Source organism: Bacillus xiamenensis, assembly GCF_001857925.1.
Lineage (GTDB): Bacteria > Bacillota > Bacilli > Bacillales > Bacillaceae > Bacillus > Bacillus xiamenensis.
This window is the reverse complement of sequence record NZ_CP017786.1, coordinates 2538245-2556587: the sequence shown is the minus strand read 5'-3', so window position 1 is coordinate 2556587 and position 18343 is coordinate 2538245. Positions and strand designations below refer to the sequence as shown.

The window sequence follows — 18343 nt, the reverse complement described above, 5'->3', positions numbered from 1 at the left end:
GTTGAAAAACGGCTAGAGGTGGGTTTCATGAATTTCGACGAACAGATCATACGTAAAGGTTCAAAATCAGTCAAATGGGATCAAGCAGAGTCATTGTTCCTGACAACAGATGCGCTGCCGATGTGGGTAGCAGATATGGATTTTAAAGCGCCCCAAGTCGTTCTTGATGCTTTAAAAGAACGATTAGATCATGGCGTATTCGGCTATGCCTTTCAGGATCAGGAGACGCAGCAGGCAGTGGCTGACTGGCTCAAAAGAAGACATGGGTGGACCATTCAACCAGATGCTGTCACCTTCACACCAGGTATCGTTACAGCTCTTAGTTTTGCTGTACAAGCTTTTACAGCTCCGAATGATGAAGTGGTCATTCAGTCACCCGTTTATACACCCTTCTATCAAATGATTGAAAGAAATGGACGTATTGTCTCAACCAATCCTTTAAAAATAGAAAACAACCGCTACATGATGGATTTTGATGATTTAGAGAAAAAATTAAGCAGACCAGAGGCGAAGCTGATGTTCCTTTGTCATCCCCATAATCCTTCAGGGAGAGCTTGGTCTAAAGAGGAATTAAAACGTGTAGGAGACTTGTGTGTGCAGCATGGTGTAACGGTCGTTTCAGATGAGATTCACTCTGATTTGATGCTTTACGGGAAGCCGCATGTGCCATTTGCCAGTCTTTCTGATGAGATAGCAGGCATCACAGTCACGTGTATTGCACCAAGTAAAACTTTTAATTTAGCTGGACTTCAAGCATCTGCCATTATCATTTCTGATGAAGAAAAAAGAACCCTTTTTACCAGTGAATTGCAAAGAAACGGATTATCCAAACTGAATGCATTTGCAATCCCTGCGATGGAAGCGGCCTATCGCCACGGGGATGAGTGGCTTGATTCACTTGTTCTTTATCTCGAAAAGAATATGAAGATCGCAATGGAGTATATTGACGAACATCTTCCTAATATGCGTTATATGAAACCAGATGCTTCTTATTTACTTTGGCTGGACATTCGTGATTATCAATTCACTCAGGCGGAATTGAAACGGAATTTGCTAAAAAAGGGCAAGGTGATACTAGAGCTTGGGCACGTGTATGGGCATGAAGGAGACGGCTTTATTCGAATGAATCTCGGCTGTCCTGCCGGAACGGTGAAAGAAGGTCTGAAACGCCTTCATCAAGCGTTCACCCCAGATTCCAAATAAAACCATTTCTATCAAAAGAACATCCTAGCGGGTGTTCTTTTTAAAGAAAAAAACCCTCCTATTATCATATCTACTTTGTACATGAAATGATATAATGAGAGGAATTACAATTATTTACGAGGAGAGCATTTAAATGGAAATGTTCAAGGATTTTCTGCTCCATGTATCTTTTATTCTATTTCCAATCTTTTTATATCATGCACTATGGCTAAGCCGGACCCCTGCTCATTTCCCTAAAACGAATAAACTGCTCATCACAATATTTGCATCCATTTCATCAGCACTATGTATTATGTATCCAGTTGGTTCGATTTTAGATTTGCAGACTGGGCTTCAATCGATTCCCCTTGTACTAGCCATTTTATATGGAGGATACACCGCTGGAATCGTCGCCATCTTGGCCAGTTCAACCGTAAAGTTCGTGATGTATGGTTCTTTTTTATGGGTTGGACTGATTGTTGTACCGATTTACTTTTTCGTTCCTTTCCTGCTTTACCGGAAATGGCGCCAATATCCGAAGCCGAAAAAGCTGCTATACGGAGCACTTATTGGTTTATCAAAAGGGGTGTTTATTTACATTGGGTTGCTTGTAGTCAGCTTACTGGAGTACAGCCCGGCTTTTATTATGCAGCAAAAGTTCCTTGAGTTATTTTTCTCAACTCTTTACTACATATTCTTTCTTGTGCTAAGCATTTATTGCATTGAATTCGTAAAAGAAAATGCACAAATGAGAACACAGCTCGTCCAATCAGAGAAGCTGACGATTGTAAGTGAGCTTGCGGCAAGCGTCGCCCATGAAGTACGCAATCCACTGACAGTTGTGAGAGGGTTTATTCAGCTGCTCTTTTCAAGTGACAATGCGAAAGAGCCGTCGACCAATAAAGATTATAAAAATCTCGTTTTATCTGAACTAGACCGCGCGCAAGATATTATCACGAGTTATCTTGATATTGCGAAACAAAATTATTATCAAATTGAATCTCTTAATTTATCTAAATTACTTGAAGAATGTGCATCGCTGATGACATCCTACGCTAATTTTAAATCGGTCACCATTCATCAATCCATTGAACCAGATCTATACATTCAAGGTGATGAAACGAAGATCAAGCAAGTGATGATTAATTTAATCAAAAATGCGATTGAAGCAGCACCCGAACACGAAGGAAAAGTTGAACTTTTTGCTTCAAAAGAGAATCATCGAATCTGCCTTTATTTCGTTGATAACGGTGTAGGTATGACAGAAAGCCAAATGAAAAAGCTTGGCGAACCTTATTACACGTTGAAAAATAAAGGAACTGGGCTTGGGCTGACCGTGACATTTTCCATCATCGAAAATCACCATGGAACGATTCGTTTCAAAAGCTCGCTTCAGTCTGGTACAACGGTCACCGTGAAGTTTCCTGAAGATACAAGAAGAAAATGATCAATCCATTTTTTTTGTCCTTTTTTCATCTATCTGCTCCTGCTTCTTAGAAGCACGAACGATCAGACGAAAACAAATAAATGCAGCCATAAAGAAAAGCACCGTGGTAATCGCCGCTGGGATGTACTCCCTTTTATCTTCAGGAAAATACAGTAGAAAGAGTGCGATGAACGACATCATTCGCCATTCCCCCTTTTGCTCGTTTACTTCACTATATTGGCTAAAAGAAAGGAAATACCTTCTTATATGAAGGAAATGGAGGAATTTCACATGACAGACATTCAGATTGGACAAACGGTGAAAGGTTTTTACAAAACAGGTGTTTATATTGGGGAAGTGACAGCCGTTAAACCATCCACTTATCTCGTTCAAATAAAAGCGGTTTTAACGCATCCAACTCAAGGAGACCTGCATCACCCTAAAGAAGCGGACGTGCCTTTTTTTCAGGAGAGGCGAGCTTTGGCCTTTAGGGAACAGACGAATATCCCTCATCATATGGTGAAGCCTTATGATGGTGACATCCCTGATTATCAAGTGTCACTGAAAGAAGCCGTAGACAAATTGAAAAAAGGGCTCAGTGCGGATGATTCCAAATGGGCTGAAAAATCAAGAACGTGCCTCTCTTCTCTTGAAAAAGATTATTTTCCAGAAGACGCCCGCTAGTCTGTCGAATCAAAAAAGTGAGAGAAGTCAATGAGTTCACCAATTTTGGTTGTTTGCGGATTTTCCACATAGGATCGGTCTTTTTCAAAAAGGGTGAATAGCTGGTAAGTGGTCATGGCATCATCAAGTGCTTTATGATGCTGACCAGCTCCATCACTGCCGTATTCCTTTGCCGCTTTTCGAAGTCCTGTGAGAGTTCTATCCCCAAAGAAGGTTTTATATTCAAAGGCGAGATCCCGCAGCTTTCCCTTAAAAGGAAAAGCAATATGATTGAGCATGCAGTTTTGCTTCAGCACCTTCATGTCCATATTTCCCCAAGTGATAATCTCACAGCCTTCTCCCCCATCAAGTGACACGAGCTTCTCAATAAACGTCTCAAATGAAACCCCGTTCTCTACGTCTTGCTGCGTAATGCCGAGGAACGATTTACAGCGCTTTGTCAGCTTCGGAAACTTTTTCGGTTTGACGTAGCTTGAGAATGTGTCTATGATCGTTTCATTTGACGCTTTCACTACACCAGCTTCAATGATTTCAGGGAAAAAATTTTGTGGATGATATTTTCCATCAGGCATCGTAAATTCAAAATCGACCACAAGCAGCGTCTTCTGTTCCATCAGTCTCACCTCACTTTTTCGTCTGTTTTTCATCCTGCTACCATTATATTAAGACGGACTTTGAAATCACTTCATTTTTGCGAAAATAATGCAGATTCACTATGCCCAACCTATTCATCAGATGAAAGATCGTTTATTTTCCTTTATAATTATTAAGGAACACGAAATAAATAAAGAAGGTGGTCCCTATCACAAACAGGAAGAGAAACTTGTACATCATGTGGTTTGTGAACTTTTTTGTATCTGCCAGCATTACGATGATCGTCCCTTTTTTATCACTTTACATAGAATCTCTTGATAGCAGCTACTCGAATGAATTTGTTCAAAGATGGAGCGGCTATGTCTTTGGGATCACGTTTTTAACGGCCTTTCTCATTTCTCCTATTTGGGGGCGGATTGGTGACCGCCATGGCTATAAAAAGATTTTGCTCATTAACGGCATCGGGATTGCCACAAGCATTTTATTAATGGGGCTTGTTCAAACCGTTTATCAGCTATTCGCACTTCGGCTCTTCATGGGGCTTGTGACTGGTTTTATCTCAACTTCGATGGCGCTGATTTCTGCTCAAACTGAAAAGGCAACAGCCGGTAAAACCCTTGGAACAATGCAAATGAGTAATGTGGCTGGCGGATTATTCGGTCCATTGATGGGCGGATTCATGGCAGACAGTGTCGGATTCATTTATACATTTTTCTTAACAGCCGCTGTCATTTATGTGTCGGCAATTGTCATTATTTTCGGTGTGAAAGAACAGCCAATCCGTTCAAAAGGAGCAAAGCGTGTTTCTTACTCACGGAAGGAAGTCCTTGTCCATATGTTCAAACAGCCTTTGCTTGTGGTTACCATGCTGTTAACGTTTATTACGCAAGTAGGGAACTTTAGCATTCAGCCGCTTTTAGCTTTATACATTCACGATTTACATGGACCGGTCAATCTAGCCTTTTATGCGGGGCTGGCGTTTTCTGCAACAGGACTTGGCAATTTGCTGTTTACGCGGAAATGGGGAGATCTTGGGGATCGAATCGGTCACGATAAGGTGCTGCTTGCCCTTCTCATCCTCTCCTCCATTTTATTCATCCCACAAGCGATGGCGGATTCCTACGGGATGTTAGTGATCTTCCGTTTCTTATACGGGATGGCACTAGGCGGGATTATCCCGTGTACGACGGCGTATATTCGCATCAAAGCACCTGCCTCTATGCAAGGGGAAGTGCTCGGTTACAATGTCAGCTTCCGTTTTCTCGGAAATGTCGTTGGTCCAGTGATCGGCGGCATTGTCGCAAGTCATTACGGGATTCCAGCTGTCTTTTATGTCACCGCCGGCATTTTCCTTTTTGGGGCATTATTTTTATGGGTGGTCCGCTCACAATCAAAGACAAGAGAGAGGAGTGTCTGATCTGTCATCAGATACTCTTTTTTCATCTCTAGATGCCTAGTTTACTAGACTTCACATCCATTCTTTTCTAAAAATAACCTTCTCGTATTCGCAAAAGAATGGTACGATATGGCTAGAAATCTGAAGAAAGTGAGTGACCTCATGTTTCGTGCAATCATTGGTTGGTTATTACTTGCTGCCCTCATCCCATTATTTGTTCTGACTTTTTATCTATCAAAGGAAGAAGCTGCAAGTGTAAAGCCTGTTAACGAAGTGCTTGATCAAAAAATCAAGCTGGAAAAGATAGATTTTTCCCAAAACAGTTATATGTATGATCGAGATGGTTCTCTTATCTCCGAGATCGTATCGAATGATGAGAACCGTGTTTTCGTGAAATACGACAAAATTCCTGATTCCGTGAAGGAACTGTTCCTCCGCTCAGAGGACCGCAATTTTTATGACCATAAAGGCATTGACTTTATGGGGGTTGTTCGTGCACTTGCCGCAAATGTCAAAAACCATGGCATTAGCCAAGGCGCCAGTACGATCACACAGCAGTTATCCCGCAACCTCTATTTAAGCCATGAACGTTCGTTCAGCCGAAAGTTTACAGAACTGCTCTATTCTTATGAACTAGAGCGGAAATTCACAAAAGATGAAATTCTCGAAAGCTATTTAAATACGATTTATTTTAGCAATGGTGTTTACGGTGTGGGTTCTGCGGCTAGTTACTATTTTGACAAGCCGCTTAGCTCTTTATCGCTTGCACAGATGGCATTTATCTCTGCTATTCCAAACAATCCAACGCTGTATGACCCATTGAAACAATTCAAGCACACAAAGAAACGCCAAGAACGGCTGCTCGGTATCTTGAAAAAAGATGGCGTCATCACCAAGAAGCAGTACAACAAAGCAGTCAAAGAAAAAATCAGCTTGTCCGTAAGTGAAAAGAAAAATCTTTATCCTGACTATGTGACGTACGCTAATGAGGAATTTACCGACCTTGTGTCTGATCAGGAAGGCTTTACAAAACGATTGAAGAAGGCCAAAACAGCAGGAGCAAAAAAGGCGATTCAAAAGGAATTATCCGAAAAGGTCAGTGCCCTGCTTCAGAATGGCGTGAAGATTTATACAGCACTCGATCCTTCCTTGCAGCAAAGAGCGGTTTATCAGCTCAATGCTCAATTGCCTTATCAAGGTGTGGAAGGCGGTTCAGCAGTCATTAACCACCAAACCCATCAAATCGTCGCACTTGCTGGCGGGAAGAATTATAAAAAGTTTGATTTCAATTACGCTTATCAAGCGCAAAGACAACCAGGTTCCGCAATTAAGCCGCTGTTAGATTATGGCCCTTATATTGATCAAACCGGTGCGACCGCATCAAGTAAAATCAGTGCCGGCAAGTTTTGCAGCAGCGGATACTGCCCGCAAAACTACAACCATAAAACGTATGGAACGGTGACTCTTGAAACCGCCTTTAAGAATTCTTACAATACACCAGCGATCCGAATGCTTGATACAGTCGGTGTCAATAAAGGCTTCAGCTATTTAGAAAAGTTCTCATTCGAACATATTGTAGCGGATGATTACCGCCTCCCTTCTGCACTTGGAGGATTTACAAAAGGCTTCTCGCCGTTAGAAATGACCGATGCGTATACCGTGTTTGGCAATCAAGGTGCCTATACGCGAAATCACTCCATTACAAAGGTCACAGACTTAAATGGCAAAACCCTTTATAAGTGGAAAGAATCGCCGAAGCAGGTCTATTCGCAGCGGACAAATGAAACGATGCGCAAACTGCTTGCCTCCGTTGTGAAAAGTGGAACAGGGAAAAAAGCGAATTTCAATTCTCCATACATCGGTGGTAAAACAGGAACATCTAACGACTACAAAGATATTTGGTTTGTCGGACTCACGGATCAATACACAATGGGTGTATGGGTCGGAAGAGATAGAGGAACCGTTGAATCTATTTATAGCTCAAGCCCGCACTTACGTATTTGGAAAAACACAATGCAATATGCCAGATAAAACAGGAGGTTTAACTGTCATGCATACACCTCAGCCTTCTCATTTAATTTTATTTGATGGTGTCTGCAACGTGTGCAGCGGCGCTGTTCAGTTTGTCATGAAGCGTGATCCACACGAGCAGATGATGTTTGCTTCTTTACAATCAAATACAGGACAGCGTATTTTAAAAGAAAACGGCTTGCCTTTAGATGAGTTCAATTCATTTATTTATATTGAAGAAGGCACACTTTACATGAAATCGACTGGCATCTTAAGAGCTGCACGGCATTTAAAAGGAATCTACAGGTGGAGCTATTTGCTCCTTATCATTCCCCGCCCAATCCGTGATTGGTGTTATCATCTCATCGCGAAAAACCGCTACAAATGGTTTGGTCAAAAAACATCCTGTATGGTGCCGACACCCGATATTCAAAAACGGTTTCTTCCATAAAAAACATCCTCCAATAATGGAGGATGCTTAGATTGTTGACAAAGGGCTAAAATGATCTTTATTTTAGCCCTTTGTCTTCTTTTCAGCGTGATAGAAAACCTTTGCAGTCTAGGAAGGACGAGTACTGGCGCGGAGCGAATTTGACATTCGTGAGCACCAGCACGCAGGACTGACACCGAATGCGAGGGTTTGTCAACAATCTGACATCCTCCAATAATGGAGGATGTCAGATTGTTGACAAAGGGCTAAAATGATTTTTATTTTAGTCCTTTGTCTTCTTTTCAGCGTGACATGAAAACCTTTGCAGTCTAGGAAGGACGAGTACCGGCGCGGAGCGAATTTGACATTCGTGAGCACCGGCATGCAGGACTGACAAAGAATGCGAGGGTTTGTCTACACGCTGAGCATCCTCCAATGATGGAGGATGCTTTCTTTCATCTGTTTAAGCAGGCAGACTTGCCATGACACTGTTATAAAGCTTAATAAATAAGTACAAAATACCGATCAAAAATGTGGCCCAAAACAGCAGAATAAACATCATAAATCCAATTAAATTCAGCATGGATAGCGATTGATAAATGCGTACCACAACCCAGATAAAATAAATAAGACTTGCTAAAACAAAGAGTCCCACCAGCAAAATGAGCTGCTGCGTCAATAGAAATGCAAGTAAGCTGGCAAACAAATAAACAACCGATGCGATTCTAATTTTCTTTAAGTTTTCCCCTTCAGGGTCCTTTGCAAAAAAGAGCAGCGCCAACTCTAACACTGTATCCGCAATGAGTTTTAAAGCAGATAAAACCATAAAATAAACAAGTGCAAATGCGGCAAATAAAGCAAGACGGATGCCCTGTTCTGAAAAGAATTCCAGCATTCCTTTTAAGACCCCTGCTTGCGTCAAGAAATCAGTCGTGATGCCTACTGTGAAAATCGAAAAAGCAGAGCTGAATAGTAAAATCGAAATTAGCGGAAAATATCCAGTCAAATATGTATTTTTCATAAATAAATCCTTTCTCATAAGCTCCTATTTATTATGGCTCACTTAAAACGGATTGACAAGATGCTTTCCAAGTAAACTGGAATTAACATCAAATTTGTGATTTTTGCACGTACATTCCTTCACAAACTTACATTTTCCCGTTAAAGTATTACTATTACGAAAAAATTGCGCGTTAGGGGTATACTCGTGAAAAAAACTTTAAGACTGCAAACACGGCTGACGATCTTTGTCTGTATTGTTGTCCTCATCTCCCTCTGTATCACATTCTTTACGATATGGTCGGAAACAGCCAAAAATATCCACCAGCAGGAGCGTGACATTGCCCTCTCCACCGCCAAGATGGTCGCAGAGGCACCGATCACAGCGAAATCGCTAGAAGACGATCATTCATATTCAGCACTGCGTAAATATACAACCAATGTTCAGCGTATCACCAAAACCGAATTCGTTGTCGTTATGGATATGAACGGTATCCGCAAAACACATCCGAATCCGCAAAAGATTGGGAAGCGCTTTGCTGGTGGTGATGAAAAGCCAGCATTACAGGGGAAAGAACATATTAGTACGGCATCTGGAACACTTGGCAGGTCCATGCGTGCTTTTGTTCCTGTTTATAACAAAGACGGCAAACAGCTTGGGGCAGTGGCAGTAGGGATTACGTTAAAGGAAATTGATTTGATTATTCATCAAAACTTAATCCCGCTCTACTTCGTCACATCACTTAGCCTTCTATCTGGCATTATCGGTGCACTCATTGTTGCACGAAAAGTGAAGAAGATTATGTTTGGACTTGAGCCAGACGAAATTGCGACATTATTAAAAGAACGAAGCGCCATGCTAGAATCAACAAAAGAAGGAATTCTTGCCGTCGATCAGCATGGTAAAATCAAGCTGGCCAATGCAGAAGCCAAACGGCTCTTTCATAATATGGGCATTATGGTTGATCCTAGAGAACAGGATGTTCAGGCTCTTCTCCCTTCAAGCGGCTTAAAACAAGTGATTGAAACACGTAAACCGCTGCTTGATCGTGATGTCAGAATGAACGGACTGGAGCTCGTCTTTAACGAGGTGCCAATCACGGTAAAAGGAGAAATTGTTGGGGCAATTGCAACCTTCCGTGACAAAACAGAAGTCAAACACCTAGCTGAGCAGCTGAGCGGGGTGAAAATGTACGCCAATGCCCTTCGTGCCCAGTCCCATGAATTCATGAACAAGCTGCATGTCATTTTAGGATTGGTACAGCTGAAGAATTATGATGACCTTGGCACCTATATCAAAGATATTGCGATTTATCAGCAGACAGAAACAAATGAAATCATCAACCATGTGAAAAACTCGGTCTTAGCAGGCTTTTTACTAGGGAAACAAAGCTACATTCGCGAACAAGGTGCTACTTTAGAAGTCATTTGCAGCACCCAGGTCCCTAACTCAGAGGACCCATCTGTGACGCACGATCTTATTACCGTCATTGGGAACTTGTTAAACAACGCACTCGATGCCGTTTCTCATACAAAGAACAAAAACATCTCGATCTCATTCAGATATGTCCAAGAGCAGCTTCATATTGAAATCACAGATACAGGCGTTGGTCTGACAAAGGAAGAACAGGAAATGATGTTTGAGCAAGGCTTCTCAACAAAAGGAGAAGACAGAGGATTCGGCCTCTACTTTGTTGACCAAAGTATCAAAAAATTGAACGGACATTTGATTGTTACGAGTGAAAAAGGAGAAGGAACGACTTTTAGTCTCCGCATTCCGTATAAACAAAAGGAGGATTCACATGATTAATGTGTTGATCGTAGAAGATGATCCAATGGTTGGGGAGCTGAATAAACGCTACCTGACCCAAATAGATGGTTTTGAATTAAAGGGGATTGCCACCTCGTTTCAGCAGGCACTAGAATGTTTGAAGACAGACATCATTCACCTTGTCCTTCTTGATATTTATATGCCTGGACAAAATGGGCTCGCCCTATTATCAGAAATTCGTCAGCAAAATCATTCCGTGGATGTCATCGTGATATCTGCTGCCAATGAAGTCGATGTGGTGCAGCAAACCATGCGTAACGGCGCTGTTGATTATTTAATCAAACCTTTTGAATTCGAACGGTTCCAATCAGCACTGGCAGAGTATAAACGAAAACATGCCCTGTATCAAACGATGAACAGCATCTCGCAAAATGATTTAGATGCGAAGCTCTTTCATAAAAAAGCAGAAGCCGAAAAGGTTCTTCTGCCAAAAGGCCTGACCAAGAGCACACTCAAACTCATCTGGACAAGCATTCAATCATTCGGCCAGCAGGCTTTCACGACCGAAGACCTAGCCAACCATACAGAAATCTCCCAGGTCTCTATTAGAAAATATTTGAAATTCCTTGAGGATATCGAGGTGGTTGATGTGGAGATGGCATACGGGACAATTGGCCGCCCTGTTTTCCAATATAAATTGAATACGAGCAATATGAATTTGATTCAACAATATCTATAATTTGACACATCTGACCTTGACCAAAGGCCAGATGTTTTTTTATGGCATAAGATGTAACAAACCCCTTGATATCAGTTCTTTCACTGTAGTAGAGCACATCGCAAAAGCGGCATTATATCATATTTCATCAGATAAAAAGACATTGAATTAAGCCTTTTAACATTTTTTTAAAAATAAAACAAATTTCTATTTATTTATTCGATCGGAAATGATAAATTATGATTGATTAGTTCAACGAGATATAAGTCTGATGTCTTACATCTTCTCTTCTGTCTCTATCAATTTTAAGAGAAAACAGGATAAAATACCCTTTCCAAAAGGATAGGAGAAGACAAGAGTCGGTCTTTTTTCGCGAGACTTTTCTGAAACTTTTAAATTTTATAGGGGGTTATGTTTTGAAGAAGCGCAAAATTGGACTAGCATTGTCCTTAGTCGTAGCAGCAGGAACCATCCTTGGAGCATGCGGCAACTCTGGCTCAAACAGCGGTGAAAGCAAAAAAGATAAAGATCAATTCACTGTTGCAATGGTAACTGATGTCGGTGGTGTCGATGACAAATCGTTTAACCAATCAGCTTGGGAAGGTCTACAAGCATTTGGGAAAGATAACAATTTAACAAAAGGCAAAAACGGCTTTGATTACTTACAATCTAAAACCGATGCAGATTATCCAACAAATTTAAATACACTTGTTAGGCAAAAATTTGACCTCATTTATGGTATCGGCTATAAAATGGAGAGTGCCATTTCAAAAATAGCTGATCAGCGAAAAGATTCCCATTTTGCAATTGTTGATGCAGTTGTTGATAAGAAGAACGTAGCTAGTATTACATTTAAGGAAAACGAAGGATCATTTCTCGTAGGTGTTGCTGCTGCTCTTTCTACAAAGTCAAACAAAATTGGTTTTGTTGGCGGTGTTGACTCTGAATTAATCAGAAAATTCGAAGTTGGTTTCCGTGCAGGCGTTGAAGCAGCTAACCCAAAAGCAAAAGTTGAAGTGAAATATGCTGGTGCATTCGATAAAGCTGATATCGGTAAAGCAACAGCAGAAAGTATGTACAAATCTGGCGTTGACATTATTTATCATGCAGCTGGAGGTACTGGAACTGGTGTCTTTACAGAAGCAACCAACTTAAAAAAGGCAGATCCAAATCGAAATGTCTGGGTTATCGGTGTTGATAAAGATCAGTATGACGAAGGAAAAGTACCTGGAACAGATCAAAGTGTCACCCTTACTTCTATGATTAAGAAAGTTGACACTGCGGTTCAAGACTTAACAACAAAAGCAAAAGAAGGCAATTTCCCTGGCGGTGAAGTGATCACATACGGTCTGAAAGAAGGCGGCGTTGACATCTCTCCATCTCAGGACAACCTTGACAAAGATGTATTGAAGAAAGTTGAAGAATGGAAACAAAAAATCATCAAGGGAGAAGTCAAAATCCCTGCAACACGTGATGAACTAAAAGATTTTAAAGCTTAATTTGAGCAGCGGGATAAGCACGTCTTATCCCCTTGCCTCTCCTTTACCTCCTCTTTATTCGTAAAAGGTGGTAAAAGAAAAGCTGCAGCCTTGTTTTGCAGCTTTTCTTTTGCTAGTTTTTATCTTCATCAGCACCCTAAAAAAGGAGCGGTTAAACCTGTGGATTATGTCATTGAAATGTTGAATATACGCAAAGAATTCCCTGGTATTGTAGCAAACGATAACATCACGCTGCAGCTAAAGAAGGGCGAAATTCATGCGCTGCTTGGTGAAAACGGCGCTGGAAAATCAACGCTCATGAACGTGCTTTTCGGACTGTATCAGCCTGAAAAAGGTGAAATCAAGGTACACGGAAAACCTGTTACGATCTCAAGTCCAAATGATGCCAGTGATTTAGGCATCGGAATGGTTCATCAGCACTTTATGCTAGTCGATACATTCACTGTTGCTGAAAACATCATTTTAGGAAAAGAGCCAAAGAAGCTTGGAAAGATTGACAAAGAACAAGCCATTCAGCAAGTTCAGGAGCTTTCTGACCGCTATGGGCTGAAAATAGACCCTTCCGCAAAAGTATCTGACATCTCGGTCGGTATGCAGCAGCGAGCAGAAATCTTAAAAACACTTTACCGCGGCGCTGACATCTTAATCTTCGATGAACCAACAGCCGTCTTAACACCTCAAGAAATAAAAGAGCTCATACAAATTATGAAAAACTTAATTCATGAAGGCAAATCCATTATTTTAATTACCCACAAGCTGAAAGAAATTATGGATGCCTGTCATCGCGTCACCATTATCCGAAAAGGGCAAGGCATTCGTACACTTGATGTGGAAAGCACAAACAAAGACGAGCTTGCCAGCTTAATGGTCGGCCGGGAAGTCTCATTTAAGACAGACAAAAAAGCAGCCTCCCCTGCTGAAGAAGTACTGCAAATTCGAGACCTCACTGTCAAAGACGCCCGAGGAATTGAAGCAGTTAAACAGCTGAATCTATCAGTGAGGGCTGGCGAGATTGTCGGAATTGCTGGTGTCGACGGAAATGGTCAATCTGAATTGATTGAAGCCATTACAGGTCTGAAAAAAACGGAATCTGGCACGATCTTGCTAAACGGGAAAGCCATTCAAAATCTCCCGCCACGCAAGGTGACCGAATCTGGAATTGGACATATTCCTCAGGATCGTCATAAGCATGGACTTGTGCTTGATTTTTCAATTGGAGAAAATATTTCCTTACAAACGTATTATCAGCGCCCTTATTCGAAGTTTGGTTTGATGAATATGAAAAACATTTATCAAAAAGCAAAACGAATCATGGCTGAATATGACGTGCGGGCACCTAGTGAATATACAGAAGCACGTGCGCTATCAGGCGGTAACCAGCAAAAAGCCATTATTGGCCGTGAAGTTGACCGCAATCCGGATTTATTAATTGCCGCTCAGCCGACACGCGGTCTCGATGTTGGGGCAATTGAATTTGTTCATAAGCGTCTCATTGAACAAAGAGATGCGGGCAAAGCCGTTCTGCTCATCTCCTTTGAGCTTGATGAAATTATCAATGTCAGTGATAAGATCGCTGTCATTTTTGAAGGCAGCATTATTGCCATTGTTGATCCAAAAGATACAACAGAGCAAGAACTTGGTCTATTGATGGCTGGAAGTACGCAACAGGAAGTGGGGAAAGAAGCAAATGTCTAATCGCTTAACAAATCTGTTGATTCCGCTTATAGCCATTGTACTTGGTCTTTTCGTTGGGGCCATTATCATGCTGGCAAGCGGTTATAGTGTCATCGAAGGCTATAGCGCCCTTTGGAATGGCGTCTTCGGTGAAACATATTATATGGGAGAAACCATCAGACAAGTCACACCTTATATTTTATCGGGACTTGCTGTTGCCTTTGCATTTCGGACAGGTCTCTTTAATATCGGAGTAGAAGGTCAATTGCTCATTGGCTGGATTGCATCTGTATGGATCGGAACAACCGTCCATGCACCTATGTATATCCATCTTCCTCTTGCACTGATCACAGCCGCTGCTGCTGGTGCATTATGGGGCTTTATTCCTGGTTTTTTAAAAGCTCGTTTTTATGTTCATGAAGTGATTGTCACCATTATGATGAACTACATTGCCCTTCATGTGACTAATTTTATTATTACAAATGTTCTTACAGATCATAAAGATAAAACAGATAATATCAATTCCACAGCCTCTTTACACTCTGATTTTTTTGAAAAAATAACTGATTTTTCAAGCATGCATAACGGAATCATTGTAGCTGTCATATCTGCCGTTATTATGTGGATCATTATCCAAAAAACCTCTAAAGGGTTTGAATTGCGTGCTGTTGGTATGAATCAACACGCATCCCAATATGCAGGGATGAATGTGAGAAAAAACATTATATATTCCATGCTAATTTCTGGTGCTTTTGCAGGTTTAGCGGGAGCAATGGAGGGATTAGGAACCTTCGAATATGCTTCAATAAAAGATGCCTTCACTGGCGTCGGCTTTGATGGAATCGCCGTTGCCTTATTAGGCGGAAACACGGCCATTGGTGTCGTTCTTGCTGCCTTATTGCTTGGTGGATTGAAGGTCGGTGCTTTAAATATGCCGCTTGAATCTGGCGTACCGACTGAGGTCGTTGATATTGTCATTGCGATCATTATTCTTTTCGTCGCCTCAAGCTATGTTATCCGTCTTGTGATTCAACAAATGAAGAAAAAGGGGGGAAAATAAGTGGGATTTCTGCAAATTCTTGAAATCATCGTCCCAGCTACACTTGTTTATGCTGCACCACTTATTTTAACCGCTCTTGGAGGCGTCTTTTCAGAAAGATCAGGTGTAGTCAATATCGGTCTTGAAGGGTTGATGGTCGTCGGAGCATTTTCTAGTATTATCTTTAACTTATTTTTTGCTGATACGTTTGGTGCCTTGACCCCGTGGCTTGGTCTTCTTGTCGGAATGGCCATTGGCGGGTTGTTCTCACTCATTCACGCTGTTGCCACCATTACGTTTCGAGCAGATCAAACGGTCAGTGGTGTAGCGATTAACATGCTTGCCCTCGGCGCTACACTGTTTGTTGTGAAGCTGATTTATGGTAAAGCACAGACAGATAAAATTACAGAGCCTTTCTATAAAGGAGATATTCCCCTTTTAAGTGATATTCCGATCATTGGTGATATTTTCTTTAAAGATGTGTATTATACGTCGATACTCGCATTAGCTCTTGCAGTTGTCGCTTGGTTTGTCTTATTTAAAATGCCATTTGGCTTGCGCCTTCGTGCAGTTGGGGAGCACCCAATGGCTGCTGATACAATGGGAATCAACGTGTACCGGATGCGCTATATCGGCGTCTTCATTAGTGGCCTGTTTGGCGGTCTTGGCGGAGCTGTATATGCGTCAACCATCGCTCTTGATTTCTCTCACGCCACCATTACTGGTCAAGGCTTCATTGCTTTAGCTGCGCTTGTATTCGGTAAATGGCATCCATTTGGCGCAATGGGCGCTGCATTATTCTTTGGATTTGCACAAAGTTTAAGCATCATCGGCTCTCTCTTGCCGCTGTTTCAAGATATACCGAATGTGTATATGCTCATTGCACCATATGTGCTTACGATTTTGGCTCTCACTGGGTTCATCGGACGTGCAGATGCACCAAAAGCACTTGGTACGCCTTATTTAAAAGGAAAACGATAAATACAATGTATGTTCAATCCCCTGAAGGACAAACTATCTTCAGGGGATTTTTGTATGATAAAAACGAAAAATCCCTCCATTTATTTTACTTTTATTACACTTAATTTAGTTTAATAAATAGAAGAGTGACATTGAATCTTCTACAATTGAGTCAAATAGCATTTGGGGGTGTTTATGTGGCTAATGCACAACAATTGAAATCGATTACAAATGATTCTGACAATAATAAAAGCGTTTTCCGAAAGATTCTGTCTTGGAAAATTGGTGTTATTGATCTTCCTGTGTATTTAGTACTTGCAGCGATTATTTTAACTGCCGCTTATTTTAATAAAATTCCAGCAAATATGCTTGGTGGTTTCGCTGTTATTATGATTTTGGGGATTTTCCTTGGGGATATAGGACAACGTATTCCAATCTTAAAAGATATTGGTGGACCGGCGATTCTTTCTTTATTCGTACCATCGTTCCTGGTCTTTTTTCATGTTCTGAATCCGAATTCGTTGGAAGCGGTTACGTCTCTGATGAAAACGTCGAACTTCCTTTACTTCTATATTTCTGCTCTTGTAGTAGGTAGTATTCTTGGGATGCAAAGAACTGTTTTAGTACAAGGCCTTATTCGTATGTTTGTTCCTCTTGTTGCAGGTACAATTACAGCTGTAGCTGCCGGAATTCTTGTTGGTCTTTTAGTTGGTTACACACCGCATCATTCGTTCTTCTATATTATTGTACCGATTATTGCCGGTGGTGTTGGTGAAGGGATATTGCCATTATCTATTGCTTATTCACAAATTCTTGGTGTATCAGCAGAGTCATTAATTTCTCAATTAATTCCTGCTGCTGTCATTGGGAACGTGATTGCCATCATCTGTGCTGGTGCAATGAAAAAGCTTGGTGAAAAACGTCCTGAACTAAACGGAAATGGACGACTTGTTAAATCGAAAGAAGCAAACGACATTTTCGAACAGCCTGAAATGGATACGAAAGTTGATTTCGGTTTAATGGGTGCAGGTGTACTCGTTGCTTGTACAACCTTCATCTTTGGTGGTTTGTTAGAAAGCTTTATTCATATTCCTGGGCCAATCTTAATGATTGTTCTTGCAGCATTAATCAAATACTTAAACGTGATGCCTCAGCATCTGCAAAATGGTTCACAGCAGTTTTACAAATTTGTATCGAAAAGCTTTACTTGGCCGCTTATGGTTGGTTTAGGGATTCTCTACATTCCACTTGATGATGTAGCAACTGTTATCTCAATTCCTTTCATTTGTGTATGTATCGCAGTTGTTCTAGGAATGGTTGGTTCTGGTTACTTTGTTGGTAAATTAATGAACATGTATCCAGTAGAATCTGCGATTGTTACTGGCTGCCACAGCGGACTTGGCGGTACTGGTGACGTTGCGATCCTTTCAGCTTCTGGAAGAATGGGTCTTATGCCGTTCGCTCAAGTATCTACACGTCTTGGCGGCGCAGCAACTGTTATTTGCGCAACGATCTTACTCAGAATGTTTACTTAATCCATACAACCACTAAAAAGCATGAGCCCTTATGAAGGGGCCATGCTTTTTTTATATTTCTTTTCTCCTATAAGACCTTATTCATCAGCTAATACAATTCGTAAATATTCACGGGGCTGAAAAGGATATTGTTTGGTCTCTTGGTAGGTCATATGAATGAGGTGCTCAGAAAATAGCGGCCATTCACTCGCAGCCTGCCACCTTTTTTGATCATTTCGTTCTATTAAGAATGCTCCTCCTAAAATCGTGCAGAATATGCTTAAGCTGATGCCCGCTTTTATTTTCATGTAATCAGCTCCTTTAAGAAAAGCATGTACGAAATACAAAACAATATACAACGAGTTTTATTTTTGATAAAATTATTTTATGGTCAAAAGAACTTAAAATGAATTCAATTTGTCGTAAATCAGTTCAAACCAATGCGCT

The 18343-nt window shown here is 41.1% G+C and carries 17 protein-coding genes; 13 read left to right on the top strand and 4 right to left on the bottom strand.

The genetic code is table 11. From position 1 onward, the window contains the following. The first annotated feature begins 27 nt into the window (after window positions 1–27). Both BK049_RS12900 and BK049_RS12895 read left to right on the top strand, forming a co-directional pair. Complete coding sequence (locus BK049_RS12900; protein ID WP_071168687.1) at window positions 28–1203, top strand: MalY/PatB family protein; 1176 nt, start codon at window positions 28–30, stop codon at window positions 1201–1203. Between the two features lie 133 nt (window positions 1204–1336). Beyond that, entirely contained in the window at window positions 1337–2629 is a 1293-nt protein-coding gene (locus BK049_RS12895; RefSeq protein ID WP_008358987.1) for an ATP-binding protein, read from the top strand. Here BK049_RS12895 and BK049_RS12890 read toward each other — a convergent pair whose 3' ends face one another. Further along, complete coding sequence (locus BK049_RS12890) at window positions 2630–2809, bottom strand: hypothetical protein (protein ID WP_008358989.1); 180 nt, start codon at window positions 2807–2809, stop codon at window positions 2630–2632. 90 nt (window positions 2810–2899) lie between these two features. On the opposite strand from BK049_RS12890, the gene kapB reads away from it, so the two are divergent. Then, on the top strand, window positions 2900–3292 hold the full coding sequence (kapB, locus tag BK049_RS12885) for a kinase-associated lipoprotein KapB (protein WP_071168686.1): 393 nt from the start codon (window positions 2900–2902) through the stop codon (window positions 3290–3292). Here kapB and kapD read toward each other — a convergent pair. Then, a complete protein-coding gene (gene kapD / locus BK049_RS12880; protein ID WP_008358993.1) occupies window positions 3289–3906 on the bottom strand; it encodes a 3'-5' exonuclease KapD in 618 nt (205 codons plus the stop codon). The two genes, kapB and kapD, sit on opposite strands and share 4 nt — an antisense overlap. Before the next feature lie 218 nt (window positions 3907–4124). Here kapD and BK049_RS12875 point away from each other — a divergent pair, with 218 nt between their 5' ends. From BK049_RS12875 to BK049_RS12865, 3 genes are all read left to right on the top strand, one after another. Next, entirely contained in the window at window positions 4125–5303 is a 1179-nt protein-coding gene (locus BK049_RS12875) for an MFS transporter (RefSeq protein WP_008358995.1), read from the top strand. Window positions 5304–5411: 108 nt separating this feature from the next. Then, the gene (locus tag BK049_RS12870) at window positions 5412–7313 is read left to right on the top strand and encodes a transglycosylase domain-containing protein (protein WP_071168685.1); all 1902 of its coding nucleotides are present in this window, start codon (window positions 5412–5414) and stop codon (window positions 7311–7313) included. Window positions 7314–7332: 19 nt separating this feature from the next. Then, window positions 7333–7743: a thiol-disulfide oxidoreductase DCC family protein gene (locus BK049_RS12865; RefSeq protein WP_071168684.1), complete on the top strand. Its 411-nt coding sequence runs from the start codon at window positions 7333–7335 to the stop codon at window positions 7741–7743. A 442-nt stretch (window positions 7744–8185) separates the two neighbouring features. Here BK049_RS12865 and BK049_RS12860 read toward each other — a convergent pair whose 3' ends face one another. Continuing rightward, a complete protein-coding gene (locus BK049_RS12860; protein ID WP_008357146.1) occupies window positions 8186–8743 on the bottom strand; it encodes a YufK family protein in 558 nt (185 codons plus the stop codon). Between the two features lie 186 nt (window positions 8744–8929). Here BK049_RS12860 and malK point away from each other — a divergent pair, with 186 nt between their 5' ends. The 7 genes from malK (at window position 8930) to BK049_RS12825 (ending at window position 17917) form a co-directional block, all read left to right on the top strand. Then, window positions 8930–10531 (top strand): malate sensor histidine kinase MalK, encoded by a 1602-nt coding sequence (malK, locus tag BK049_RS12855; RefSeq protein ID WP_071168683.1) that lies wholly within the window; start codon window positions 8930–8932, stop codon window positions 10529–10531. Beyond that, complete coding sequence (locus tag BK049_RS12850; RefSeq protein ID WP_071168682.1) at window positions 10524–11231, top strand: response regulator; 708 nt, start codon at window positions 10524–10526, stop codon at window positions 11229–11231. Before malK ends, BK049_RS12850 begins: the two co-directional genes overlap by 8 nt. Before the next feature lie 395 nt (window positions 11232–11626). After that, the gene (locus tag BK049_RS12845; protein WP_071168681.1) at window positions 11627–12709 is read left to right on the top strand and encodes a BMP family lipoprotein; all 1083 of its coding nucleotides are present in this window, start codon (window positions 11627–11629) and stop codon (window positions 12707–12709) included. A 159-nt stretch (window positions 12710–12868) separates the two neighbouring features. Further along, window positions 12869–14404, top strand: a complete 1536-nt coding sequence (locus BK049_RS12840) for an ABC transporter ATP-binding protein (protein WP_071168680.1) — start codon at window positions 12869–12871, stop codon at window positions 14402–14404. Next, complete coding sequence (locus tag BK049_RS12835; protein WP_071168679.1) at window positions 14397–15443, top strand: ABC transporter permease; 1047 nt, start codon at window positions 14397–14399, stop codon at window positions 15441–15443. Before BK049_RS12840 ends, BK049_RS12835 begins: the two co-directional genes overlap by 8 nt. Then, window positions 15444–16403 carry an ABC transporter permease gene (locus BK049_RS12830; protein ID WP_008357158.1) on the top strand — a complete coding sequence of 320 codons (960 nt, stop codon included), beginning with the start codon at window positions 15444–15446 and terminating at the stop codon, window positions 16401–16403. 176 nt (window positions 16404–16579) lie between these two features. Continuing rightward, the gene (locus BK049_RS12825) at window positions 16580–17917 is read left to right on the top strand and encodes a 2-hydroxycarboxylate transporter family protein (protein WP_071168678.1); all 1338 of its coding nucleotides are present in this window, start codon (window positions 16580–16582) and stop codon (window positions 17915–17917) included. 77 nt (window positions 17918–17994) lie between these two features. On the opposite strand, the gene BK049_RS12820 is transcribed toward BK049_RS12825, so the two are convergent. After that, entirely contained in the window at window positions 17995–18204 is a 210-nt protein-coding gene (locus tag BK049_RS12820) for a hypothetical protein (RefSeq protein WP_071168677.1), read from the bottom strand. Window positions 18205–18343: the final 139 nt, after the last annotated feature.

Coding starts and splice junctions, on each gene's coding strand:
- BK049_RS12860 (WP_008357146.1), bottom strand. CDS start 8,743: ATGAAAAATACATATTTGACTGGATATTTTCCGCTAATTTCGATTTTA.
- BK049_RS12835 (WP_071168679.1), top strand. CDS start 14,397: ATGTCTAATCGCTTAACAAATCTGTTGATTCCGCTTATAGCCATTGTA.
- BK049_RS12850 (WP_071168682.1), top strand. CDS start 10,524: ATGATTAATGTGTTGATCGTAGAAGATGATCCAATGGTTGGGGAGCTG.
- kapD (WP_008358993.1), bottom strand. CDS start 3,906: ATGGAACAGAAGACGCTGCTTGTGGTCGATTTTGAATTTACGATGCCT.
- kapB (WP_071168686.1), top strand. CDS start 2,900: ATGACAGACATTCAGATTGGACAAACGGTGAAAGGTTTTTACAAAACA.
- BK049_RS12820 (WP_071168677.1), bottom strand. CDS start 18,204: ATGAAAATAAAAGCGGGCATCAGCTTAAGCATATTCTGCACGATTTTA.
- BK049_RS12875 (WP_008358995.1), top strand. CDS start 4,125: ATGTGGTTTGTGAACTTTTTTGTATCTGCCAGCATTACGATGATCGTC.
- BK049_RS12870 (WP_071168685.1), top strand. CDS start 5,412: ATGGCTAGAAATCTGAAGAAAGTGAGTGACCTCATGTTTCGTGCAATC.
- BK049_RS12900 (WP_071168687.1), top strand. CDS start 28: ATGAATTTCGACGAACAGATCATACGTAAAGGTTCAAAATCAGTCAAA.
- BK049_RS12890 (WP_008358989.1), bottom strand. CDS start 2,809: ATGATGTCGTTCATCGCACTCTTTCTACTGTATTTTCCTGAAGATAAA.
- BK049_RS12865 (WP_071168684.1), top strand. CDS start 7,333: ATGCATACACCTCAGCCTTCTCATTTAATTTTATTTGATGGTGTCTGC.
- BK049_RS12895 (WP_008358987.1), top strand. CDS start 1,337: ATGGAAATGTTCAAGGATTTTCTGCTCCATGTATCTTTTATTCTATTT.